Source organism: Burkholderia sp. 9775_39 (genome assembly GCF_015712225.1).
GTDB classification, from domain to species: domain Bacteria; phylum Pseudomonadota; class Gammaproteobacteria; order Burkholderiales; family Burkholderiaceae; genus Burkholderia; species Burkholderia cenocepacia.
On the sequence record NZ_JACCQC010000025.1, the window covers coordinates 41,156 to 60,453 of the forward strand.

Genomic DNA, 19,298 nt, shown 5'->3' on the forward strand with positions numbered 1-19,298 from the left:
TTCAGGCGCCGTGCGACTCGCTCTGGGCCTCGATACGCAGCGTGAATCGCGCATCGTCGCGCGCGAGCACGAGCGTCGCGTCAGCCGGCACGTCGAGCGCGCCGCCCGCGAAGCGCGCAGCGACCGGCAGCTCGCGACCGCCGCGATCGGCCAGCACCGCGAGCTCGACCGCGGCCGGACGGCCGTAGTCGAACAGCTCGTTGAGCGCCGCGCGCACGGTGCGCCCGGTGTACAGCACGTCGTCGACGAGCACGATGCGCGCGCCGTCGATCTCGAACGGCAGCGACGTCGGGCTGGCCTGGCTGTGCAGCCCCTTCTTCGCGTAGTCGTCGCGATGCAGCGCGACGTTGACGACGCCGAACGCCGGTGCGCCGAGATCGCGTGCGAGGCGCTCGGCGAGCCATGCGCCGCCGCTGTGAATGCCGGCGAGCCGCGGGCCGCCCGGTGCGGCGAACGTCGTGCCGTACGCGGCGCGGATCTGGTCGAGCAGGACGCGGTAAAGCGCCTCGGCGTCAATGGTGCTCATGGTCGGACAATTGATCGAGATACTGTTGAAGGATGACGCGCGCGGCTTCGGCATCGAGCATGTCGGTGCGTGCGCGGCCGCGCACGTTGCGCTCGCGCAGTCCGGCCTCGGCCTCGACCGACGAATAGCGCTCGTCGACCCACGTGACGGGCAGCCCGAAGCGGCCGTTCAGCTGGTTGCCGAAGCGCTTCGCCTGCTGCGTCATGTCGTGCGGCGTGCCGTCCGGATGCATCGGCAGGCCCACGACGAGCGCGTCCGGCCGCCATTCGGCCAGCAGGTCGCCGACCGCCTTGAAGCGGTGCTCGCGGTTCAAATTCTGGATCACGACGAGCGCGCGGGCCGAGCGCGTCAGTGCGTTGCCGATCGCGACGCCGATCCGTTTTTCGCCGTAGTCGAACGCCAGGAGCGTCGCATCGCGCGCGCTCGCGCCACTCATGCGTGCCCTGCTTCGCCGGACAGCATCGACGAGCTGACGCCGAGCAGGCCGAGCGCGGCTTCGAAGCGCTCTTCGGCCGGCGTGTCGAACACGATGCGCGGATCGGCGGCGACCGTCAGCCAGCCGTTGCGGGAAATTTCTTCCTCGAGCTGCCCTGCCCCCCAGCCTGCATGGCCGAGCGTCAGCAGGAAGCGCTTCGGGCCGGTGCCCGTCGCGACCGCCTCGAGCACGTCCTTCGACGTCGTCATCTCGAGCCCGCCGTCGACGGACATCGACGAGTTGTAGCTCGCGCCCTCGACCGGCTCGTGCAGCACGAAGCCGCGCTCGGTCTGGACCGGGCCGCCGAAGTACACGGGAATGTGCAGCAGCGGCTCGATGTCGAGCTTCAGGTCGATGCGGTTGAACAGCGATTCGAGGTCGATGTCGGTAGGACGATTGATGACGAGGCCGAGCGCACCGCGCTCGCTGTGATCGCAAAGATAGACCACCGTTCCCGAGAACGTCGGATCGGCCATGTTGGGCATGGCGATCAGGAACTGGTTGGTGAGATTGATGCGATCGGAAGGCTTTGACATGGTTTGAATTTTAGCAAAGACGCCGCGACCTGACCGGGCCGCGATCAACAAGCAACGCCGCGCCACGCTGGCAACGGCGCGCGCGGATCACACGGCACTCTAACACGCGCGCGGGCGCTGTCGGCAGCGTGTTGCAGGCCCGCGCGACAAGGGCCGCCGTCGCGTGTCCGTCCCCTTGTTCGTCAGCTCCGGCCGAGCGCCGTACCGAGCGCTGCGGACGCCGCGGTGAGATCCGGCGGCGCGACCCCGGCCGCGATCTTCAGGAGCGCCGCGCGCAGCATGTCGGACGCGTGGCGGTGCGCGTCGAGGCCGCCGTCGGCGAGCGGCACGCCGTGCGCCGCGCGGCGCCACGCCAGGCCGAGCGTGTCGGCGAGCAGCGCCGCGTGGCCGAGCCCGAGCGCGCATGCGGCCGTGCCGACCCGATAGGCCGCGCCGGACGCGTGCCACGCGGCGCCGGCGTCGGCCGTGGCCGGGTCGGCCGCCAGATCGGCCATCGACGCATCGGCGGTCTGCAGGAAATCCTCATAGGCATGCGCGTTGACGGTCACGACGCCGAGCGCGCGAGTGGGCGCGGCCGCGACCGCATCGCGCTCGGCCCGCGCGGCATCGGCCTCCCACAACGCTTCGGACGCGGGCGTGCCGGCGACGTGCCAGTCGACCGTCAATCCGTAGTCGTGCAATACGTCGACGAGCGCGACGTCCTCGGCCGCGGCGCCGAACAGCGCGAAATCGCGCCACAGCAGCGCCACCGTCTCGCGCACCAATTCGGGCGGCGCGCTGCGTCGGCCCTGCGCGTGTTCGCCGAGCAGCAGGTTGGTCCGCGCGAGAAAGCGCTTCAGCTCCGGCGCGCCGCTTGCGCGCAGCGCGCGCGTACACGCGGCCGCGAGCCGCCAGAAATCGTACGGCCCGTCGTCGGTGAGCGCGGCGAGCAGCGCGTCGAGTTCGTCGAGTGCGGCGCCCGGGGCGCCGTGTTCGGCCCGCAGTACGCCGAGCAGCGCCTGCTCGTAACGGGCGCGAATCCGGGGCGCGAATGCGCCGGGCAACGCGCGCAGCGTGGCAGGCGGCACCGCGCGACCGACCAGCGCGAGCGCATCCGGCGGCGTGTGCGTGCGCAGGTCGGCGGCGCTTTGCGCGCGCAACGCACGGAAATGCTCGAAGAGAACGGGCGAGCACGCGAGCTCGCGCAGGTTGTGGCGTCCGACGGCCGCACGAAAATCGCGCAGCGCGGCACGCCAGCCGGCCGAGGTCGGCTCGGTGGCGACGAGCGGCACGGCGGCCGACAGTTGCCCGGCAAACCGTGCGGCCGGCAACCAGCCGGCTTCCGCCAGCACGGCCGCGGCCGCGGAAAGCGGCGCCGCTGCGTCATCGCGCCGCTCGAATGCGTCGGCGGCCGCCGCCAGCCACGCGTCGGCCGCGCGCACGGCTCCGCCACGCGGGTTGGGCAATGCGTCAGGGTGGGGAACGTTCGCCGGATCGGACGTCATGGACACGCGCGCCTGTCATCGTCAAGTCGCTCGCGCGAACCGCGGCGCGCGAGCGCCGGGCCGGTGCGAGGCCTGAGCGGAGTGTCCGTGGGCCAGCGGCCCGGTCAGATCTGGACCATCTCGAAGTCTTCCTTGCGGGCGCCGCATTCGGGACACGTCCAATTGATCGGGACGTCTTCCCAGCGCGTGCCCGGGGCGATGCCCTCTTCCGGCAGCCCGGCTTCTTCGTCGTAAATCCAGCCACAAATCAGGCACATCCAACTCTTGTATTCCATCTTAAGCCGCGTCGGGGAAAAGTCGGTAAATTCGGGAGCCATGATGGTACCGTGTCGGGGCCGGACTGCCTAGCAATCGCGCTGGAGGACGGCAACTACGTTGCGCTGCGCTAAAAATTCCGTCGTACCGGCCGGATTCCACCGCATAATGGTTGAAAAGTGCGGCCTGCCGGGCAACACAGGGCAAAAAAAGCCCATTCGCCTCGCCGTCCGCATTTCCGTCGCTTGTCCGTTTTTCTCTTGCCCCATTTTTACATGTCCAGCAACGCCCCTCCGATCGTCCTCACCTTCGGCCTGTCCGATCCCACCGGCGGCTCCGGCCTCCAAGCCGATCTGATGACCCTGGCGAGCATGGGCTGTCACGGCGTGTCCGTCCTGACCGGCTATACCGTGCGCGACTCGGCCGCCTGCGATGAAGTCACGGGCCTCGATCCCGACGTCGTCGCCGCGCAGGCGCGCATGCTGCTCGAAGACATGCCGGTTGCCGCGTTCAAGATCGGCGCGGCGACGCGTGCGGAAGTCGTGAGCGCGATCGCCGAAGTCGTCGCCGACTACGACGGCGTGCCGCTCGTGCTCGCCCCGGACTTCACGCTCGACGACGAGCACGTGCTCGCCGCCGACGACCTGCGCGAATCGATCGCCGACCTGCTGGCGCCGCAAACCACCCTGCTGGTCGCCGACCACGCGACGCTGATCGCGCTCGCCCAGCCGGACGGCGATGCCGAAGCGCCGAATCTCGACGCGGCCGTGTCGCACCTGCTGTCGCAGGGCTGCGAATACATCCTGTCGTCGGAAACCGGCTCGCACCGGCTCGTCAATACGCTGTACGGCGAAGAAGGCCAGCTGCGCGAAGACATGTGGGATCGCTCGCCGCACCGGCTGATGGGCATCACCGACACGCTCGGCGCGGCCATCGCGGCGCTGCTCGCGAACGGCCAGGAGCCGCCCGAAGCCGTGCGCGAGGCGCAGGAATACCTGTACCAGGCCGTGCGCGACGCGTTCCGGCCCGGCATGGGCGCGTACCTGCCCGACCGGTTCTTCTGGGCGCGCAGCAACGACGATTCGGATACGCCGCCGGCCGTGAAGGCCGACCCGGCGCCGAGGACGTCGCACCGGCATTGAGTCGCGCGCGGCGGGCAGACCCCGCCGTCGCATGCCGCGCCTCGACGCTTTGAGGCGTGGCGTATCCGGCCGCCTCGCGTACGCATCGAAAACCGCGCGCACATAAAAAAAGACCCGCATCGCTGCGGGTCTTTTCTTTTGGCTGGAACGCGCATCGCTGCGCGTCCCGGGCACCGTCGACCGAAGTCGATTACATGTCCATGCCCATGCCGCCCATGCCGCCCGGCATGCCGCCCGGCATCGGTGCGTCTTCCTTCGGCAGTTCTGCGACAGCTGCGTCGGTCGTCAGCAGCAGGCCTGCCACCGAAGCTGCGTTCTGCAGCGCGGTACGCGTGACCTTGGTCGGGTCGACGACGCCGGCTTCCACCATGTCGACGTACTCGCCCGTTGCTGCGTTGTAGCCGTAGTTGCCCTTGCCTGCTGCAACTGCCGCCACCACGACGCTCGCTTCTTCGCCACCGTTCGTGACGATCTGGCGCAGCGGCTCTTCCATCGCGCGCAGCACGATCTTGATGCCGGCGTTCTGGTCGGCGTTCGCGCCGGTCAGGCCTGCGATCGCGGTGCGTGCACGGATCAGCGCAACGCCGCCACCGGCCACGATGCCCTCTTCCACAGCTGCGCGGGTTGCGTGCAGTGCGTCTTCGACACGTGCCTTCTTTTCCTTCATTTCGACTTCGGTCGCAGCACCGACCTTGATCACTGCAACGCCGCCTGCCAGCTTGGCCACGCGCTCTTGCAGCTTTTCACGGTCGTAGTCCGACGTCGCTTCCTCGATTTGCGCGCGCACTTGCTTCACGCGTGCTTCGATGCTTGCAGCTTCGCCTGCGCCGTCGATGATCGTCGTGTTTTCCTTGCCCACTTCGATGCGCTTCGCCTGGCCCAGTTCTGCCAGCGTTGCCTTCTCGAGCGTCAGGCCGGTTTCTTCCGCAATGACTTGACCGCCGGTCAGGATCGCGATGTCTTCCAGCATCGCCTTGCGACGATCGCCGAAGCCCGGCGCCTTGACCGCAACGGTCTTCAGGATGCCGCGGATGTTGTTGACGACCAGCGTCGCGAGCGCTTCGCCTTCGACGTCTTCTGCGATGATCAGCAGCGGACGGCCAGCCTTCGCGACTTGCTCGAGCACCGGCAGCAGATCACGGATGTTCGACACCTTCTTGTCGTGCAGCAGCACGAACGGGTTGTCGAGGACGGCGACTTGCTTGTCCGGGTTGTTGATGAAGTACGGCGACAGGTAGCCGCGGTCGAATTGCATGCCTTCGACGACGTCGAGTTCGTCGGCCAGCGACTTGCCGTCTTCGACGGTGATGACGCCTTCCTTGCCGACCTTGTCCATCGCTTCAGCGATGCGATCGCCGATCGACGAATCGCTGTTCGCCGAGATCGAGCCGACCTGTGCGATTTCCTTGTTGGTCGTGCACGGCTTGCTGATCTTCTTCAGCTCTTCGACAGCCGCTGCGACTGCCTTGTCGATGCCGCGCTTCAGGTCCATCGGGTTCATGCCCGATGCGACGTACTTCATGCCTTCGCGAACGATCGATTGCGCGAGGACGGTTGCCGTCGTCGTGCCGTCGCCTGCGTTGTCGCTGGTCTTGGAAGCGACTTCCTTGACCATTTGCGCGCCCATGTTCTGGAGCTTGTCCTTCAGCTCGATTTCCTTCGCGACCGACACACCGTCCTTGGTGACCGTCGGGCCGCCGAAGCTGCGCTCGAGCACGACGTTGCGGCCCTTCGGACCCAGCGTGACCTTGACTGCGTTGGCGAGAATGTTCACGCCTTCGACCATCTTCGAACGGGCGGAATCGCCGAATACGACGTCTTTAGCTGCCATCTTCTAACTCCTTGAATTCTTGGGAATATGTACCGTCGGATGACGCTTACTTGGCGTTGACCACGGCCATGATGTCTTCTTCGCGCATGACCAGCAGTTCCTGGCCGTCGACCTTCACGGTCTGGCCTGCGTACTTGCCGAACAGGACGCGATCGCCGACCTTCACGTCGAGCGCGATCGGCGCACCCTTGTCGTCGCGCTTGCCCGGGCCGATGGCCAGGACTTCGCCCTGATCCGGCTTTTCAGCAGCGGCGTCGGGGATCACGATGCCCGAGGCGGTCTTGGTTTCCTGATCCAGGCGCTTGACGATCACGCGATCGTGCAAAGGACGAAGGTTCATATTCACTCCTCTCTTGACTGAGATTGAAGAACGCTTAGGGAATCTGCCCGGCTCATCGCCCGGCAGAGAATTGTTAGCACTCTCGTGCAGCGAGTGCTAATTATATGGACGGGTTTTGACAAATTCAAGAAGGAGAACCGGAGGAATTTTCGGGGCGGCGGCGCAGCGGGGAAAACAGACAAAAGCGACAAAAAACCCTTTTAAAACAAAGACAAACCGAACACATCCAGCTCCGCCGGCGGGCTCGTGCGGCCCGCGCATCTCATCCAGCCCCGTTTGGACACCGGGTAAGCCCGGAGTTCCCGAGACCGCTGACATCGCATCGAAAAAACCGCGCGGACGCCGATTTCGTCCGTCGCGACGCGTCCGTCAGTCGGCTTCGCCGGGCCGATCCTCACGCATCGGCGCAGTCCGCGCCCGACAGCGGCCGAAAGGTCCGGCCGTCCGTCTCGACGGCCGCACCGAGCCGCCGTGCGAGCCCTTTCGCGCCTTCGCGCATCACGACGTCGTGATTCCACCGGAACAGCGGCCGCGCGAGCGGTTCCAGCCAGTTCATCCAGCGCGCGTGCGTGCGGATGTGCCAGTCGTAGCGCACGACGGTGCGCGCGCCGTCGGCGACGAACGACCAGCGGCCGTCGCCCTCGATCGCGCCGCTCGCATGGCCTTCGAGCGCATACGGCCGCTCGACGCGCCGCACGCGCATGTCGAAGGTCAGCCGGTACGGCAGCGCGCCCTTCCAGGTATACCGGTGCAGCGCGCCGACGCCGCGCGCGTCGCCGGGCTCGAGCTCGACGGTACGCACGGCGCCCTTCCACCAGTCGGGCCAGCGGTCGACCTGGTAGATCGCGTCCCAGACCGCCGCGAGCGGCGCGTCCACCCGCCAGGTCGTCGAAAACCGATACTCCGCCATGCAGCCTCCGGCATGCGCGTCAGGAACGCGGATGGCGCGCCGTCAGGGCGCGAAGAAACGCTCGGGAAACGCGACGTCGATCTCCACGTCGTCGAGCGTCACGGTTTCGAGCGGCGTGTCGTCATCGTTCGCGTAGCTGATGACCTTCAGCGGAAAACCGTCCGCGGCGTCGAGCCACAGCCGGTAGCGATGCACGCCGTCGACCGCGTGCGCGGGCGCGCCCGTGACCAGCACGCGCAGCGCGGTCCGGCCGCCGACGGCCTCCTCGCCTTCGGTCACCGTCGCGCCGCCCTGCTGCAGCGCATGCACGTTGCGCAGCAGTTCGCCGACGTCCGAGCGGTCGACCCGGTGGCCGGTGCGGTCGCGCACGAGCGGATTGGACGGCGACAGCGTCAGCGCGGGCGGCGCATGCGTACCGAACGGGCGCAGCCGCACCTTGCCGTCGCCGGGATCGTACGCGAGCACCGCGCCGCGATGCGGCGACACGAAATCCATCCGGACGAAGCCCGGTTTCAGGTACGCGTAGCGGATTTCGGTGTGCTCGCCGTCGCGCGCCGACGAGCGGATCGTCGCGCGGTACGAGCGCACGTGGTCGAAATGCGCCTGCGCGACGGCCACGGGATCGGCTGTCATGCTCGCTCCTATCAGGCTCGCGGCCAGCAACGCGGCGATCATGGCGCCGCCTCGACATCGAGCACGCCTTCCATTCCGCGCGCGCGATGGCTGCCGAAAAACAGCAGCCGGTGCGTGCAATAGTAGGCGAACCGCCCCGGCTGCTGCGGCGTGAAACGAAACGTTCTCGGCGTCGTGCCGAGTTCGGTATGCACCGCGATGCCCGCCTGCGGCGGCGCGTCGATCTCGAAGCTGTGCGGCACGACGCCGGGTTCGGCCGATACGGTCAGCTCGACCGGCACGTGCGCGCGGACGATCACGTCGTTGGGCCGGAAGAAATAGCTGCCGCCGACGATCGTCACCCGCTGCACGCCATCGGCATCGACCGGCACGCGCACCGGCGCATCGCCCTGCGCTCGCGCAAGCATCGTGCCCGCGACGCACGCCGCCAGCACGAGCCCCTTCATCGTCGCCGTCTTCATTGCCTGCTCCCTGCGGGCGCCGCGCGTCATCCCTTCCACGCGTCGGTCGGGCCGCCCAGCGCACCGCATGCGTCGATCGCGAGTTCGCGCAGACGCCGTTCGTCGCCGCGACCGGACAGCGCATAACCCATGCCGCGATCCGACCAGAAATACGTGTAGCGACCGTCGGCCGACATCGCCCGCGGCGCGAGGCGGCGCGCGTCGTATGCGGTCATGTACAGCGTCACGCGCGCGCCGTCCGCGCGCTGGTACATGAGCTGCGCGGCCGGCCCCGCGTCGCCGGGCAGCAACCGGCCGCCCAGCAGCGCGTAACCGTATTCGTCGAGCGACGGCGCGCGCACCGGCCGGCCGATGCGCGCCGACAGCCACGCGGCGAGACGGGCGGGATCGGCCGCACCCACCTCCACCGGATGCTCGCGGTCGGCGGCGTACACGGCGTACGCGACATCGGCGCGCGCGGCGAACGCCGGTGCGCGGCCGAATGCCGCCCAGCCCGCATGCAGCGCGACGCCGATCAGCAGGCCGGCCGCCAGCCCCGCGAATGCATGCGCGACGGCGCGCCAGCGCGGCGCGCGGCGCTGCACGAACAACGCGGGCGCGGCACCCGGCAACGGGAACAGCGCCTTCAGCGCATCGCGCTGCGCACGGTAATGCGCAAATCGTTCGGCTTCCTGCGGATCGGACTGCAGGCGCTCGAGCATCTCGCGGCGTTCGTGCCCGGACAATTCGCCGTCCAGCAACGCGGACAGCAGTTGCGCCGACGCATCGTCGTCCTGCTGGTTCGAAGGCTTGCGCGGATCGTCCATCATGGCTTCCCGATCACCCGTAACGTGGCCGTGCCGTGCGCCGGCGGCGCGTCCGACAGCAATGCGCGCATCTGCGCGCGCGCCCGTGCGAGCCGCGACATCACCGTGCCGACCGGCACGCCGAGCACCTGCGCGGCATCGCGATAGCTCAACTCCTCGAGCGCGACCAGCAGCAGCACCTCGCGCTGTTCGACCGGCAGCCGGTACAGCGCGCGCTGCACGTCGCGCAACTCCAGCCCGCCGACCGCGCCCGCAGGCGCGGCCATCGTCTGCCACGGCGCCGTCGCGTCGTCGACCGCGATCTCGTGCCGCGCGCGCAACTGGTCGATGAAGCGGTGCCGCAACAGCGTCAGCAGCCATGCGCGCAGGTGGCCGCCGTCGCGCGGCGGCCGGTTCAGCGCACGCTCGAGCGTGTCCTGCACGAGGTCGTCGGCCCATGCGCGCTCGCCCGTCAGCGCACGCGCATAGCGCGTGAGATGCGGGAGCCACACCAGCAGGTCCGACTCATAGCTCATCGGGATGCCTCGCGCGTCGCCGCGCGGTCATGGCCGCGCGACGTGCCACATGCCGCCGATTCCGTCGCCGCCCGCGTCCCCGGCCTTGTGGTCCATCTTCCAGCGATACAGCGGGCGGCCGCGGTACGCCCACTGCTTTTTGCCGTCGTCGCGGGCGACGAGGCTCAGCGCGCCCGACGCCTTGTCGTACGCGTCGGCGAGCGCGGGCGGCCAGTTGGCCGCGCACGTGCCGTCGCACATGCTCTTGCCCGGCGCATCGCGATCGAATACGTACAGCGTCATGTGCGCTTCGTCGACCAGTTTCCCGTCGCCGGTCTGTGGCGGTTCGGCGGCCGCCGGCCGCACGATCGCCGCCGTCAGCGCGGCAGCGAAGATCATCCGTTTCATTCCGTTCTCCTTGGCGTCGTGTCGCGACACGGTGCCGCCGGACGGAACGATCGGCTGCGTCGCGATCATTATCCCGCCGGCCGGCGGTGCCGGAACTCGGTATGTAAACGGACGGCGACGGCCGGTTATTCCATCCGGCAGCGCGACGAGCGGCGACGATCGTTCATGCGACGAAAGAAAGCGGGAGCCCGCAAACGACAACGCGGCATGACATCGCTGTCATGCCGCGTTGCGCGACCGTATCGCACGGCCCGTATTGCACGTCCGTTTCGCACGACGGCCGATGCAGCGCCGTCGTGCAGGTTCGGCCGGTTTCGGCCGCTTACCTCGGCAGTGCGCCGGTCAGCGACTGGAGCAGCGTCGTCACCGGTGCGAGCGGGTTGTTCGGCGAGCTGTTGCCCGAATGCGGCGTCACCGACAGGCTCGGCGCGGAACCGAGCGCCGTGCCCACCGACGTGCCGACCGCGTTGACGACCGTCGCCGTCGAGTTGGCCCCCGTCGTCAGCAGCGAACCGACCGCGCCGGCCGTACCGCCGGCCGCGTTCGCGCCCGCGCCGAGCAGGCTGCCGCCCGCCGCTGCCGTCGAACCGGCCGCCCCCGACAGCGCGCCGGCCGCCTGGCCGAGTGCCGCCGGGCCGGATCCGAGTGCGCCCGTCACCGAACCGAGCGCGCCGGTCAGTGCGCCGGCCGGGTTGCCGCCGCCCGTCAGGCCGCTCACGAGGTTCGTGATCGGCGCGATCGGGCTGTTGCCCGCGGTGCCGGACAGCGTGCCGACCACCTGGTTCACGACGCCTTGCACCGGCGCCAGCGGGTTGGAGCCGCCGAGATTGCCGAGGGCACCCGTCACCGAGTTCAGCGCGCCCGTCAGTGCACCGGCCGGATTGCCGCCGCCGAGCGTGCCGACGACCTGGTTCACGACACCCTGCACCGGCGCCAGCGGGTTCGTGCCACCCAGTGCGCCGAGCGCGCCCGCCGCCGAGCCGACCGCGTTGCCGAGGGCGCCCGTGGCCGTGCCGATCGCGTTGCTCAGCGTGCCGGCCGGGTTGCTGCCGCCCAGCGTGCCGACGACCTGGTTCACGACGCCTTGCACCGGCGCCAGCGGGTTGGAGCCGCCGAGATTGCCGAGCGCGCCCGTCACTGAACCGAGTGCGCCGGTCAGCGCGCCGGCCGGATTACCGCCCGGCAGCACATTCTGCAGACCGTTGACGAGGTTCGTGATCGGCGTGATCGGGCTGCCGCCGCCCGCACCGGACAGCGTGCCGACGACCTGGTTGACGACACCCTGCACCGGCGCCAGCGGGTTCGCGCCGCTGAGCGCGCCCGTCACCGAGTTCAGCGCGTTCGTCAGCGCACCGGCAGGATCGCCGTTGCCGAGCGTGCCGGCGAGCTGCGTGACGGCACCTTGCACCGGCGCGAGCGGGCTCCCGGCGCCGCCGACGTTGCCAAGCGTGCCCGTGATCGTGTTGACCGCGTTGCTCAGTGCGCCGGCCGGGTTGCCGCTGCCGAGCGTGCCCGTGACCTGGTTCACGACGTTCTGGATCGGGGTGATCGGGTTTGCGCCGCCGCCGATGCCGCCCAGTGCGCCGGCTACCGTGCCGAGGGCACCGGTCAGTGCGCCTGCCGGGTTGCCGCCGCCGACGCCACCCAGTGCGCCGGTGACCGTGCCGAGGGCACCGGTCAAGGCGCCTGCCGGATTACCGCCGCCAACGCCGCCCAGTGCGCCGGTTACCGTACCGAGGACACCGGTCAAGGCGCCTGCTGGATTGCCGCCGCCAACACCGCCCAGTGCGCCGGTTACCGTACCGAGGGCACCGGTCAACGCGCCTGCCGGATTGCCGCCGCCAACGCCGCCCAGTGCACCGGCTACCGTACCGAGGGCACCGGTCAAGGCGCCGGCCGGATTGCCGCCGCCAATACCGCCCAGTGCGCCGGTTACCGTACCGAGGGCACCGGTCAAGGCGCCTGCCGGATTGCCGCCGCCAACACCGCCCAATGCGCCGGTTACCGTACCGAGGGCACCGGTCAAGGCGCCGGCCGGATTGCCGCCGCCAACGCCACCCAACGCGCCCGTCACCGTGCCGAGCGCGCCGGTCAGTGCGCCTGCGGGATTGCTGCCGCCAAGTGCACCCGTCACGCCGTTCACTACGCCTTGCACCGGCGCCAGCGGGTTCGAGCCGCCGCCAAGGTTGCCCAACGCCCCGGTGACCGTGCCCACGGCGCCAGTCAGCGCACCGGCCGGATCGCCACCGCCGATCGTGCCCGTGAGCCCGTTCACGACACCCTGAACCGGTGCCAGCGGGTTCGAGCCGCCGCCGATGCCGCCCAGCGCGCCCGTTGCGGTGCCGAGCGCGTTGCTCAGCGTGCCGGCTGCCGTATTCACCGCGCCGGTCAATGCACCGGCCGGGTTGTCGCCGCTCAGGGCACCCGTTACTTGATTCACCACACCCTGAACCGGCGCCAGCGGGTTCGCGCCGCCACCGATGCCGCCCAGCGCACCCGTTGCCGTACCGAGCGCGTTGCTCAACGTACCGGTTGCCGTGTTCAGCGCGCCGGTCAGCGCGCCAGCCGGGTTGCCGCCGCTCAACGCACCCGTTACTTGATTCACCACACCCTGAACCGGCGCCAGCGGGTTCGAGCCGCCACCGATGCCGCCCAGTGCGCCCGTTGCGGTGCCGAGCGCGTTGCTCAGCGTGCCGGTTGCCGTATTCAGCGCGCCGGTCAATGCACCGGCCGGGTTGCCGCCGCTCAACGCACCCGTTACTTGATTCACCACACCCTGAACCGGCGCCAGCGGATTCGCACCGCCGCCGATACCGCCCAGCGCACCCGTGGCCGTGCCAACCGCATTGCTCAGCGCGCCCGTCGCCGTATTCAGCGCCCCGGTCAGCGCGCCTGCCGGGTTGCCACCGCCGAGCGCCCCGGTCACCTGATTCACCACGCCTTGCACCGGCGCCAGCGGCTGCACCCCGCCGCCACCGCCGAGTGCGCCCGTCACCGCCCCCACGGCGCCGGACAGCACGTGTCCCGGATCACCGAGCGACGTCTGAATCGCCCCCGACCCGCCCGCCGTCACGGTGACCGAGCCCAGCGGCGACGTGCCCGTCGCGACCAGCCCGACCGACACGCTGTTCGTCGGCGGATTGACGATCACTTGCGGGATCGGCAGCGAGTCGAGCGCCCCCGCCATCGCGGAACCCGAAGCCAGCACCCCGAACACCGTCGCGACCGACAGCGCCACACCCGTCAATTTAAAATTCTGTCCCATCTTTATTTTCCCCATCTCGGTTGGCACTACGTTGACAAAGCATGGGGACGGATTGCACGAAGCGTGCCAATTCCAAAAACGGGATTGATTCGTCTGCCTAATGACCTGTAATAACGTTTTTTAATCGATTTCAGGCGAAATTCCTGAATTGCGGAGCCCGAATCGTCTGATGAAAAAGGTTGCCGGAGCGCGGATGTAACGTAACGTTTGCGAGCCCCGTAGTAACGTGTTCCGGTACATGCCGCGTAACGTCGAAACACGCGGGCACGATGAGACCCCATACCGCCATGACGGACTGCCCATTACGCATTTCAGCAATATGAAAATGCATTGATAAATCGCGAATTTGCTGATTTTCTTTTTATCGCGCGATTTTCTTTCTTATCGATTACGCAGATCATTTACGATTGCGTGGATTTCGATAACCCGGATAGCAGAATGAAAAATTGTGAAGCGTGCGCATGGCCACCGGCGCGTGCCGGCGGCCGAAGCCGCATCTGCACGCCGCAGGCTCAGCCGAAGCGTGCGGGCCGGTACGGATGGGGATCGATATAGGTCGGCGCGCCCGTCATCATTTCGGCGAGCAGGCGGCCGGTCGCGGGCCCGAGCGTGAGTCCGTGATGGCAATGACCGAACGCGAACCACAAATGCCGGTGGCGCGGCGCGGGCCCGATCACCGGGCGCATGTCGGGCGTGCACGGCCGCATCCCGAGCCACGGCTCCGGGTCGAGCCGCTCGCCGATGCCGAACGCGTCGCGCGCCAGCGGCTCGGCGCGCGCAAGCTGCACGCCGGTCGGCGGCGCGTCGCGCGGCGCGATCTCGACGCCCGTCGTGAGCCGCAGGCGGCCGCCCTCCATCGGCGCGACGACGAAGCCTGCCTCGGTATCGCACACGGGCACGTTCAGCGGCGTGCGCGTCGGCCGGTAATGCATGTGATAGCCGCGCTTCGCGCGCAGCGGAATCCGGTAACCGAGCGGCGCGAACACCTGATCGGACCACGGGCCCAGCGCGACCACGGCCGAGCGTGCCACGAGCGGCCCGTGTTCGGTCCGGACCTGCCAGCCGTCATCCACCTGCACGAGCGTCGTCGCGTCGCCGCGCACGAACGTGCCGCCGTCACGCTCGAACAGCCGCGCATAGGCCTTGGTCAGCCCGCCCGGGCTCGACACGGTCTTCGGGTCCTGCCAGTGAAACGCGCCGCAGAAGGCGTCGCCGATACCGGGCTCGCGCGCGCGCAGCGCATGCGCGTCGAGCACGGTCATCCGCAGCCCGTGCGCGTCGGCCACGCGCTGCTGCGCGCGCGCTTCCGCGTCGAACAACGCGGGCGAACGAAACGCCTCGATCCAGCCGCCGTCGTGCACGAGCGGCTGCGCGTCGGTGCGCGCGAGCAGCGCATCGTGCTCGACGACGCTCGCCGCGACGAGCGGCAGCAGGTCGCGCGCGGCGGCCGCGAGCCGCTGCGGCGACGATTCGCGCCAGAAGCGCGCGAGCCAGCCCGCATACGCGGGCAGCGCGCGGTAGTCCCAATAGAGATCGACGGAGCGGTTGCGCGCATAGCGCAGCAGCGTGCCGAGCCGGCGCGGAAACGCATACGGCACGACCGACGAGCGCTCGATCAGTCCCGCATTGCCGTGGCTGGTTTCCTCGCCGGGCGCGCGCCGGTCGACGAGCGCGACGCGCAGCCCGCGATCCTGCAGATGCAGCGCCGACGACACGCCGACGATGCCGGCCCCCAGAACGATCACGTCGAAATCCATGGTTCCCCGCACTGCGTCGAGATGGGATGCGCCGTGCGCCGGCCCCGCGGCCGGCACGCGGCGGCGCTTACTTCGCGATGATGTCGCGCTTGAAGTACTTCTGCGACAGTGCGCTCAGCGTGCCGTCCTTCTTCAGCGCGTCGAGCGCGCCGACGATCTTCGCCTGCAGCGCCTTGTCGTTCTTGCGCATCCCGAAGCCGGTGCCTTCGCCGAGCGTCGCCGGATCCTTCAGCGGCTCGCCGACGATCTGGTAGTCGCGGCCGGCCGGCTTGTCGAGGAACCCGTCCTGCGCGGTCTGCGCTTCCTGCACGGCCGCGTCGAGACGCCCCGCGACGAGATCGGCATAGATCTGGTCCTGATCCTGGTACGACACGACGGCCACGCCCGCATTGGCCCAGTGCGCCTTCAGGAAATCCTCCTGCGACGAGCCCTGCAGCACGCCGATGTGCTTGCCGCGCAGGCTCGCGACGTCGGGCTTCAGCGGCGAGCCGTGCTTCGCGACCATCACGATCGGCACCACGTAGATCGCCGGCGTGAAATCGATGCTCTGCTTGCGCTTCGCGGTGATGTTCATCGCCGAGTTGATCGCGTCGAACTTGCGCGCCTGCAGCGCCGGGATCAGCCCGTCGAATGAATTCTCGACCCACACGCACTTCATGCTCAGCTTCGCGCACACCGCGTTGCCGACGTCGACGTCGAAACCCTGCAACTGGCCGGCCGGCGTCTTGCTCTCGAACGGCGGATAGGCGGCTTCGATCCCGAAGCGCAACGTGGTTTCCGCATGGGCCGTGACGGCCGCGCACGCGAGCGCCGCAGCGGCGCAGAGGGAAAGTTTCCAGTTCATGACGGTCCTTCTGTTCTGGAGTGTGGCGATGAAGATCGGGTCGTACGGCGCGCCGGGTCGGGCGCCGGGTCGGCATTCGACGCAGGTGGCCGCCGCATGGCGACGTGTCGGGTCCCGCACGCAGAAATATAGACTTAAAGTCTACTATAGACCATAGGGGATACGAGGAGATCGCGCTGCTTCTTCACGTCGAAATTTCGTCACCCGCTCGGAATACCCTTGATTTCATGGTGTTTTTCATGAATACGGCAAAGAATCTCTGTCCCGAAAATAAAAATCCTCCCGATTTCATTTGTCTATATTAGACTTTTCGTCCATAACAAACCCCACCGGACGCCGTCTTTCGAGACTTTCTGTCCAGCCCGAACCGGAGATGTCCTCATGACGCAAACCGTCCCTACTCTGCCGCTGACCGTCGACGAGGCCGCGGTGCGCGCGGCGCTGCCGTCGCTCGACGTGCTCGGCACGCTGCGCCGCATGTTCGCGTCGCTCGCCGCGGCGCGCGCGGTGCAGCCGCCGCAGACGCTCACGCTGTTTCCCGACCAGGCCGGCGACTTCATCACGTATCTCGGCGCGCTCGCCGACGCACAGGTATTCGGCGCGAAGCTGTCGCCGTACGTCGTGACGGGCGGCAAGCCCGACGGCAAACCGATCGTCACCGCGTGGACCGCGCTGATGTCGATGCAAACCGGCCAGCCGCTGATGTGGTGCGACGCCGGGTTGCTGACCGTCGAGCGCACGGCCGGCACGACGGCGCTCGCGGTCGATTGCCTCGCGCCGCGTGACGCGCGCCGTCTCGCGATCGTCGGCGCGGGCGCGGTCGGCCTCGCGCACCTGAAGCACACGGCGGCGCTGCGCGACTGGGACACGATCCGCGTGTACTCGCCCGCGCTGGCCGGCGATGCGGCGCTGCAGGCGGGCCTCGCCGCGCTCGACCCGCGCGCACGTGCGGCGGCGAGCGTCGAGGCCTGCGTGCGTGACGCGGACGTGGTGATGCTGTGCACGTCGTCGGGCACGCCCGTGCTCGGCGACGGAATGCTCACGCGCCCCGCGCTCGTCACGTCGATCAGCACGAACGTCGCGCGCGCGCACGAAATCCCGCCCGCGTGGCTGCCGGACATGGACGTCTACTGCGACTACCGGCACACGACGCCCGCAAGCGCCGGCGAGATGCAGATCGCCGCGGCCGAGCACGGCTGGGATGCCGGCCGGATCGTCGGCGACCTGCCCGCGCTCGTCGCCGGCAGTTGCGCCGCGCCATCGCGCACGCGTCACGCGTTCTTTCGCTCGATCGGCCTCGGGCTCGAGGACATCGCGATCGCGCACGCGCTGTACGCGCATCTGACGCGCGCATGAGCGGCACGCGCACGCGGGGCCGATACAATGGCGCAACCGCCGCGGCGGCCGCGCGCGCGCGCACGGGCATGCCGACCGACGGTACGCCGGCTCGCCGGCCCGGCACGCTGCCCGGCGCCCGCCCACCCGAGATCGCGACACCGATGCGCAAGAAGAAATCTCCCGTCAAAGACCTGCTGCTCACCCGCTATGCGCCGATCGCCGACGGTATCGCCGCGCTGTTCTTCCCGTACGCGGAAGTCGTAATCCACGACCTGCACGACCAGACCGTGCTGTATCTCGCGAACAACCTGTCCAAGCGCGAGGTCGGCGACGATTCGGCGCTCGAGGAAATCGATCATTCGGCGCGCGAGCGCGTGATCGGGCCGTACGAGAAGCTGAACTGGGACGGCCGGCGCATGCGCTGCGTCAGCAACGTGCTGTTCGACGACGAAGGCCGGGCGGCCGGGATGATGTGCATCAACTTCAACATCGCGGTGTTCGACGAGGTACGCGCGACGCTCGACCTCTTCATCAAGGGCGCGGGCGTCGTCGCGCAGCCCGACGAGCTGTTCCGCGACGACTGGCAGGAGCGCATCAACACGTTCCTGCACGGCTGGCTGCGCGAGCGCCAGGTCGGGCTGAACGGGCTCACACGCGAACACCGGCGCGAGCTCGTCGAGGCGCTGTACGCGGAAGGCGCGTTCCGCGGCAAGAGCGCGGCGAACTACGTCGCGAACGTGCTCGGGATGGGGCGCGCGACGGTCTACAAGCACCTCAAGCATCTGAAGGAAACTCAAGGCGACGCCTGAACGCGACGCGGCGAGCGTAATGACGGCCGGCCCGGTCATCGGTACCGGGCTGGACTGCCGGTTTCGCGTCCATGCTTCGCGACAGGCGGGCGCGGCCCCTTCCGCACGGTCCCGCGGACGACGAAACGTCGAAACATAAAGTGATATAGTCTCGGTTACACTTTTTGCCGCCCCGGACCGCCCATGACGACCGCTCCCACCCCGAGTGCCCCCCCGACCCTGACCGTCGAAATCTGGTCCGACCTGATCTGCCCGTGGTGCTGGATCGGCAAGCGCCGCTTCGACGAGGCGCTGGCCGCGTTCGCGCACGCCGACCGCGTCGACGTCGCGCTGCGCGCATACCGGCTGATGCCCGGCCAGCCCGTCGAGCCGGTCGAGGCGATGCTGGCGGGCAAGTACCGGATGTCGCCCGCACAGGTCGACCAGATGCTGCGCCAGGTGACCGAGGCGGCGGCGAGCGTCGGGCTGCGCTACGACCTGCCCGGCACGCTCGTCGGCGACACGCTCGACGGCCACCGGCTCGTGAAGCTCGCGGAAGCCACGGGTCGCGCGCATGCGCTGACCGAGCGGCTCTATCGCGCGTATTTCTGCGAACACGGCTCGCTGTTCGATCATGCCGCGCTGACCGAATTCGCGGTCGAAGCCGGGCTCGAGCGCTCGGCCGTCGAAGCGGTGCTGCACAGCGACGCGCACCGCGACGAAGTCGAGGCCGACATCGCGCGTGCCGCGCAGATCGGCGGGCGCGGCGTGCCGCTGTTCGTGTTCGGCGGCCGCTACGCGGTGTCCGGCGCGCAGCCGACCGACGCGTTCGCGCAGGCGCTCGACCAGGCGTGGCGCGACGGCATCGTCGCACTCGGCGGCAGCGACGCGGCCGCCTGCGGCCCCGACGGCTGCGAACTGCCCCGGTCGTAACGCGCCGCCCGCTGCACGCGCGCCGGGCCGGGCGCCACTACGCGACGCTCCTGCCACAAACCGGCAGGAAGC

At 69.0% G+C, this 19,298-nt stretch carries 20 protein-coding genes; 4 read left to right on the plus strand and 16 right to left on the minus strand.

The annotated features are described in order from the left end of the window. Position 1: 1 nt before the first annotated feature. The 5 genes from pyrR to H0X90_RS27575 all read right to left on the minus strand — a co-directional run bounded on the left by pyrR (position 2) and on the right by H0X90_RS27575 (position 3,296). A complete protein-coding gene (pyrR, locus tag H0X90_RS27555; RefSeq protein WP_006493013.1) occupies positions 2-526 on the minus strand; it encodes a bifunctional pyr operon transcriptional regulator/uracil phosphoribosyltransferase PyrR in 525 nt (174 codons plus the stop codon). Beyond that, positions 513-962 carry a Holliday junction resolvase RuvX gene (gene ruvX / locus H0X90_RS27560; RefSeq protein ID WP_006476737.1) on the minus strand — a complete coding sequence of 150 codons (450 nt, stop codon included), beginning with the start codon at positions 960-962 and terminating at the stop codon, positions 513-515. The genes pyrR and ruvX overlap by 14 nt, the downstream gene beginning before the upstream one ends. Then, positions 959-1,537: a YqgE/AlgH family protein gene (locus H0X90_RS27565; protein WP_006491354.1), complete on the minus strand. Its 579-nt coding sequence runs from the start codon at positions 1,535-1,537 to the stop codon at positions 959-961. The genes ruvX and H0X90_RS27565 overlap by 4 nt, the downstream gene beginning before the upstream one ends. A 182-nt stretch (positions 1,538-1,719) precedes the next feature. Next, entirely contained in the window at positions 1,720-3,021 is a 1,302-nt protein-coding gene (locus H0X90_RS27570) for a hypothetical protein (RefSeq protein WP_058901972.1), read from the minus strand. A 104-nt stretch (positions 3,022-3,125) separates the two neighbouring features. After that, positions 3,126-3,296, minus strand: a complete 171-nt coding sequence (locus H0X90_RS27575) for a rubredoxin (RefSeq protein ID WP_004186709.1) — start codon at positions 3,294-3,296, stop codon at positions 3,126-3,128. A 255-nt stretch (positions 3,297-3,551) separates the two neighbouring features. On the opposite strand from H0X90_RS27575, the gene H0X90_RS27580 reads away from it, so the two are divergent. Further along, complete coding sequence (locus H0X90_RS27580; RefSeq protein WP_012492910.1) at positions 3,552-4,418, plus strand: hydroxymethylpyrimidine/phosphomethylpyrimidine kinase; 867 nt, start codon at positions 3,552-3,554, stop codon at positions 4,416-4,418. Between the two features lie 190 nt (positions 4,419-4,608). Here the strand turns inward: H0X90_RS27580 and groL are convergent, their stop codons facing one another. From groL to H0X90_RS27635, 11 genes are all read right to left on the minus strand, one after another. Then, positions 4,609-6,249 carry a chaperonin GroEL gene (gene groL, locus H0X90_RS27585; protein ID WP_006485462.1) on the minus strand — a complete coding sequence of 547 codons (1,641 nt, stop codon included), beginning with the start codon at positions 6,247-6,249 and terminating at the stop codon, positions 4,609-4,611. Positions 6,250-6,295: 46 nt separating this feature from the next. Then, positions 6,296-6,589 carry a co-chaperone GroES gene (gene groES, locus H0X90_RS27590; protein ID WP_004186661.1) on the minus strand — a complete coding sequence of 98 codons (294 nt, stop codon included), beginning with the start codon at positions 6,587-6,589 and terminating at the stop codon, positions 6,296-6,298. A gap of 394 nt (positions 6,590-6,983) precedes the next feature. After that, positions 6,984-7,499 (minus strand): SRPBCC family protein, encoded by a 516-nt coding sequence (locus tag H0X90_RS27595; RefSeq protein WP_077190969.1) that lies wholly within the window; start codon positions 7,497-7,499, stop codon positions 6,984-6,986. Positions 7,500-7,541: 42 nt separating this feature from the next. Then, on the minus strand, positions 7,542-8,174 hold the full coding sequence (locus H0X90_RS27600; protein ID WP_069352989.1) for a DUF1571 domain-containing protein: 633 nt from the start codon (positions 8,172-8,174) through the stop codon (positions 7,542-7,544). Next, positions 8,171-8,593: a quinol oxidase gene (locus tag H0X90_RS27605; RefSeq protein WP_077190970.1), complete on the minus strand. Its 423-nt coding sequence runs from the start codon at positions 8,591-8,593 to the stop codon at positions 8,171-8,173. The genes H0X90_RS27600 and H0X90_RS27605 overlap by 4 nt, the downstream gene beginning before the upstream one ends. A gap of 26 nt (positions 8,594-8,619) precedes the next feature. Continuing rightward, positions 8,620-9,402 carry an anti-sigma factor gene (locus H0X90_RS27610; protein ID WP_060213797.1) on the minus strand — a complete coding sequence of 261 codons (783 nt, stop codon included), beginning with the start codon at positions 9,400-9,402 and terminating at the stop codon, positions 8,620-8,622. Next, positions 9,399-9,914, minus strand: coding sequence for a sigma-70 family RNA polymerase sigma factor (locus tag H0X90_RS27615; RefSeq protein WP_006496678.1), 516 nt, complete (start codon positions 9,912-9,914; stop codon positions 9,399-9,401). Before H0X90_RS27615 ends, H0X90_RS27610 begins: the two co-directional genes overlap by 4 nt. A gap of 27 nt (positions 9,915-9,941) precedes the next feature. Further along, positions 9,942-10,301: a hypothetical protein gene (locus H0X90_RS27620; RefSeq protein WP_077190971.1), complete on the minus strand. Its 360-nt coding sequence runs from the start codon at positions 10,299-10,301 to the stop codon at positions 9,942-9,944. 322 nt (positions 10,302-10,623) lie between these two features. Then, positions 10,624-13,566, minus strand: a complete 2,943-nt coding sequence (locus H0X90_RS27625) for a hypothetical protein (RefSeq protein WP_077215604.1) — start codon at positions 13,564-13,566, stop codon at positions 10,624-10,626. A 512-nt stretch (positions 13,567-14,078) separates the two neighbouring features. Next, complete coding sequence (locus H0X90_RS27630) at positions 14,079-15,323, minus strand: FAD-binding oxidoreductase (protein ID WP_062884060.1); 1,245 nt, start codon at positions 15,321-15,323, stop codon at positions 14,079-14,081. 67 nt (positions 15,324-15,390) lie between these two features. Then, positions 15,391-16,167: an ABC transporter substrate-binding protein gene (locus tag H0X90_RS27635; protein WP_077189936.1), complete on the minus strand. Its 777-nt coding sequence runs from the start codon at positions 16,165-16,167 to the stop codon at positions 15,391-15,393. 381 nt (positions 16,168-16,548) lie between these two features. Between H0X90_RS27635 and H0X90_RS27640 the strand changes: the two genes are divergently transcribed. The 3 genes from H0X90_RS27640 to H0X90_RS27650 all read left to right on the plus strand — a co-directional run bounded on the left by H0X90_RS27640 (position 16,549) and on the right by H0X90_RS27650 (position 19,226). After that, on the plus strand, positions 16,549-17,523 hold the full coding sequence (locus tag H0X90_RS27640) for an ornithine cyclodeaminase family protein (RefSeq protein WP_077189937.1): 975 nt from the start codon (positions 16,549-16,551) through the stop codon (positions 17,521-17,523). After that, on the plus strand, positions 17,520-18,314 hold the full coding sequence (locus H0X90_RS27645) for a transcriptional regulator (protein WP_006496684.1): 795 nt from the start codon (positions 17,520-17,522) through the stop codon (positions 18,312-18,314). Before H0X90_RS27640 ends, H0X90_RS27645 begins: the two co-directional genes overlap by 4 nt. Before the next feature lie 183 nt (positions 18,315-18,497). Next, the gene (locus H0X90_RS27650) at positions 18,498-19,226 is read left to right on the plus strand and encodes a DsbA family oxidoreductase (RefSeq protein WP_077189938.1); all 729 of its coding nucleotides are present in this window, start codon (positions 18,498-18,500) and stop codon (positions 19,224-19,226) included. The last annotated feature ends 72 nt before the right edge of the window (positions 19,227-19,298 follow it).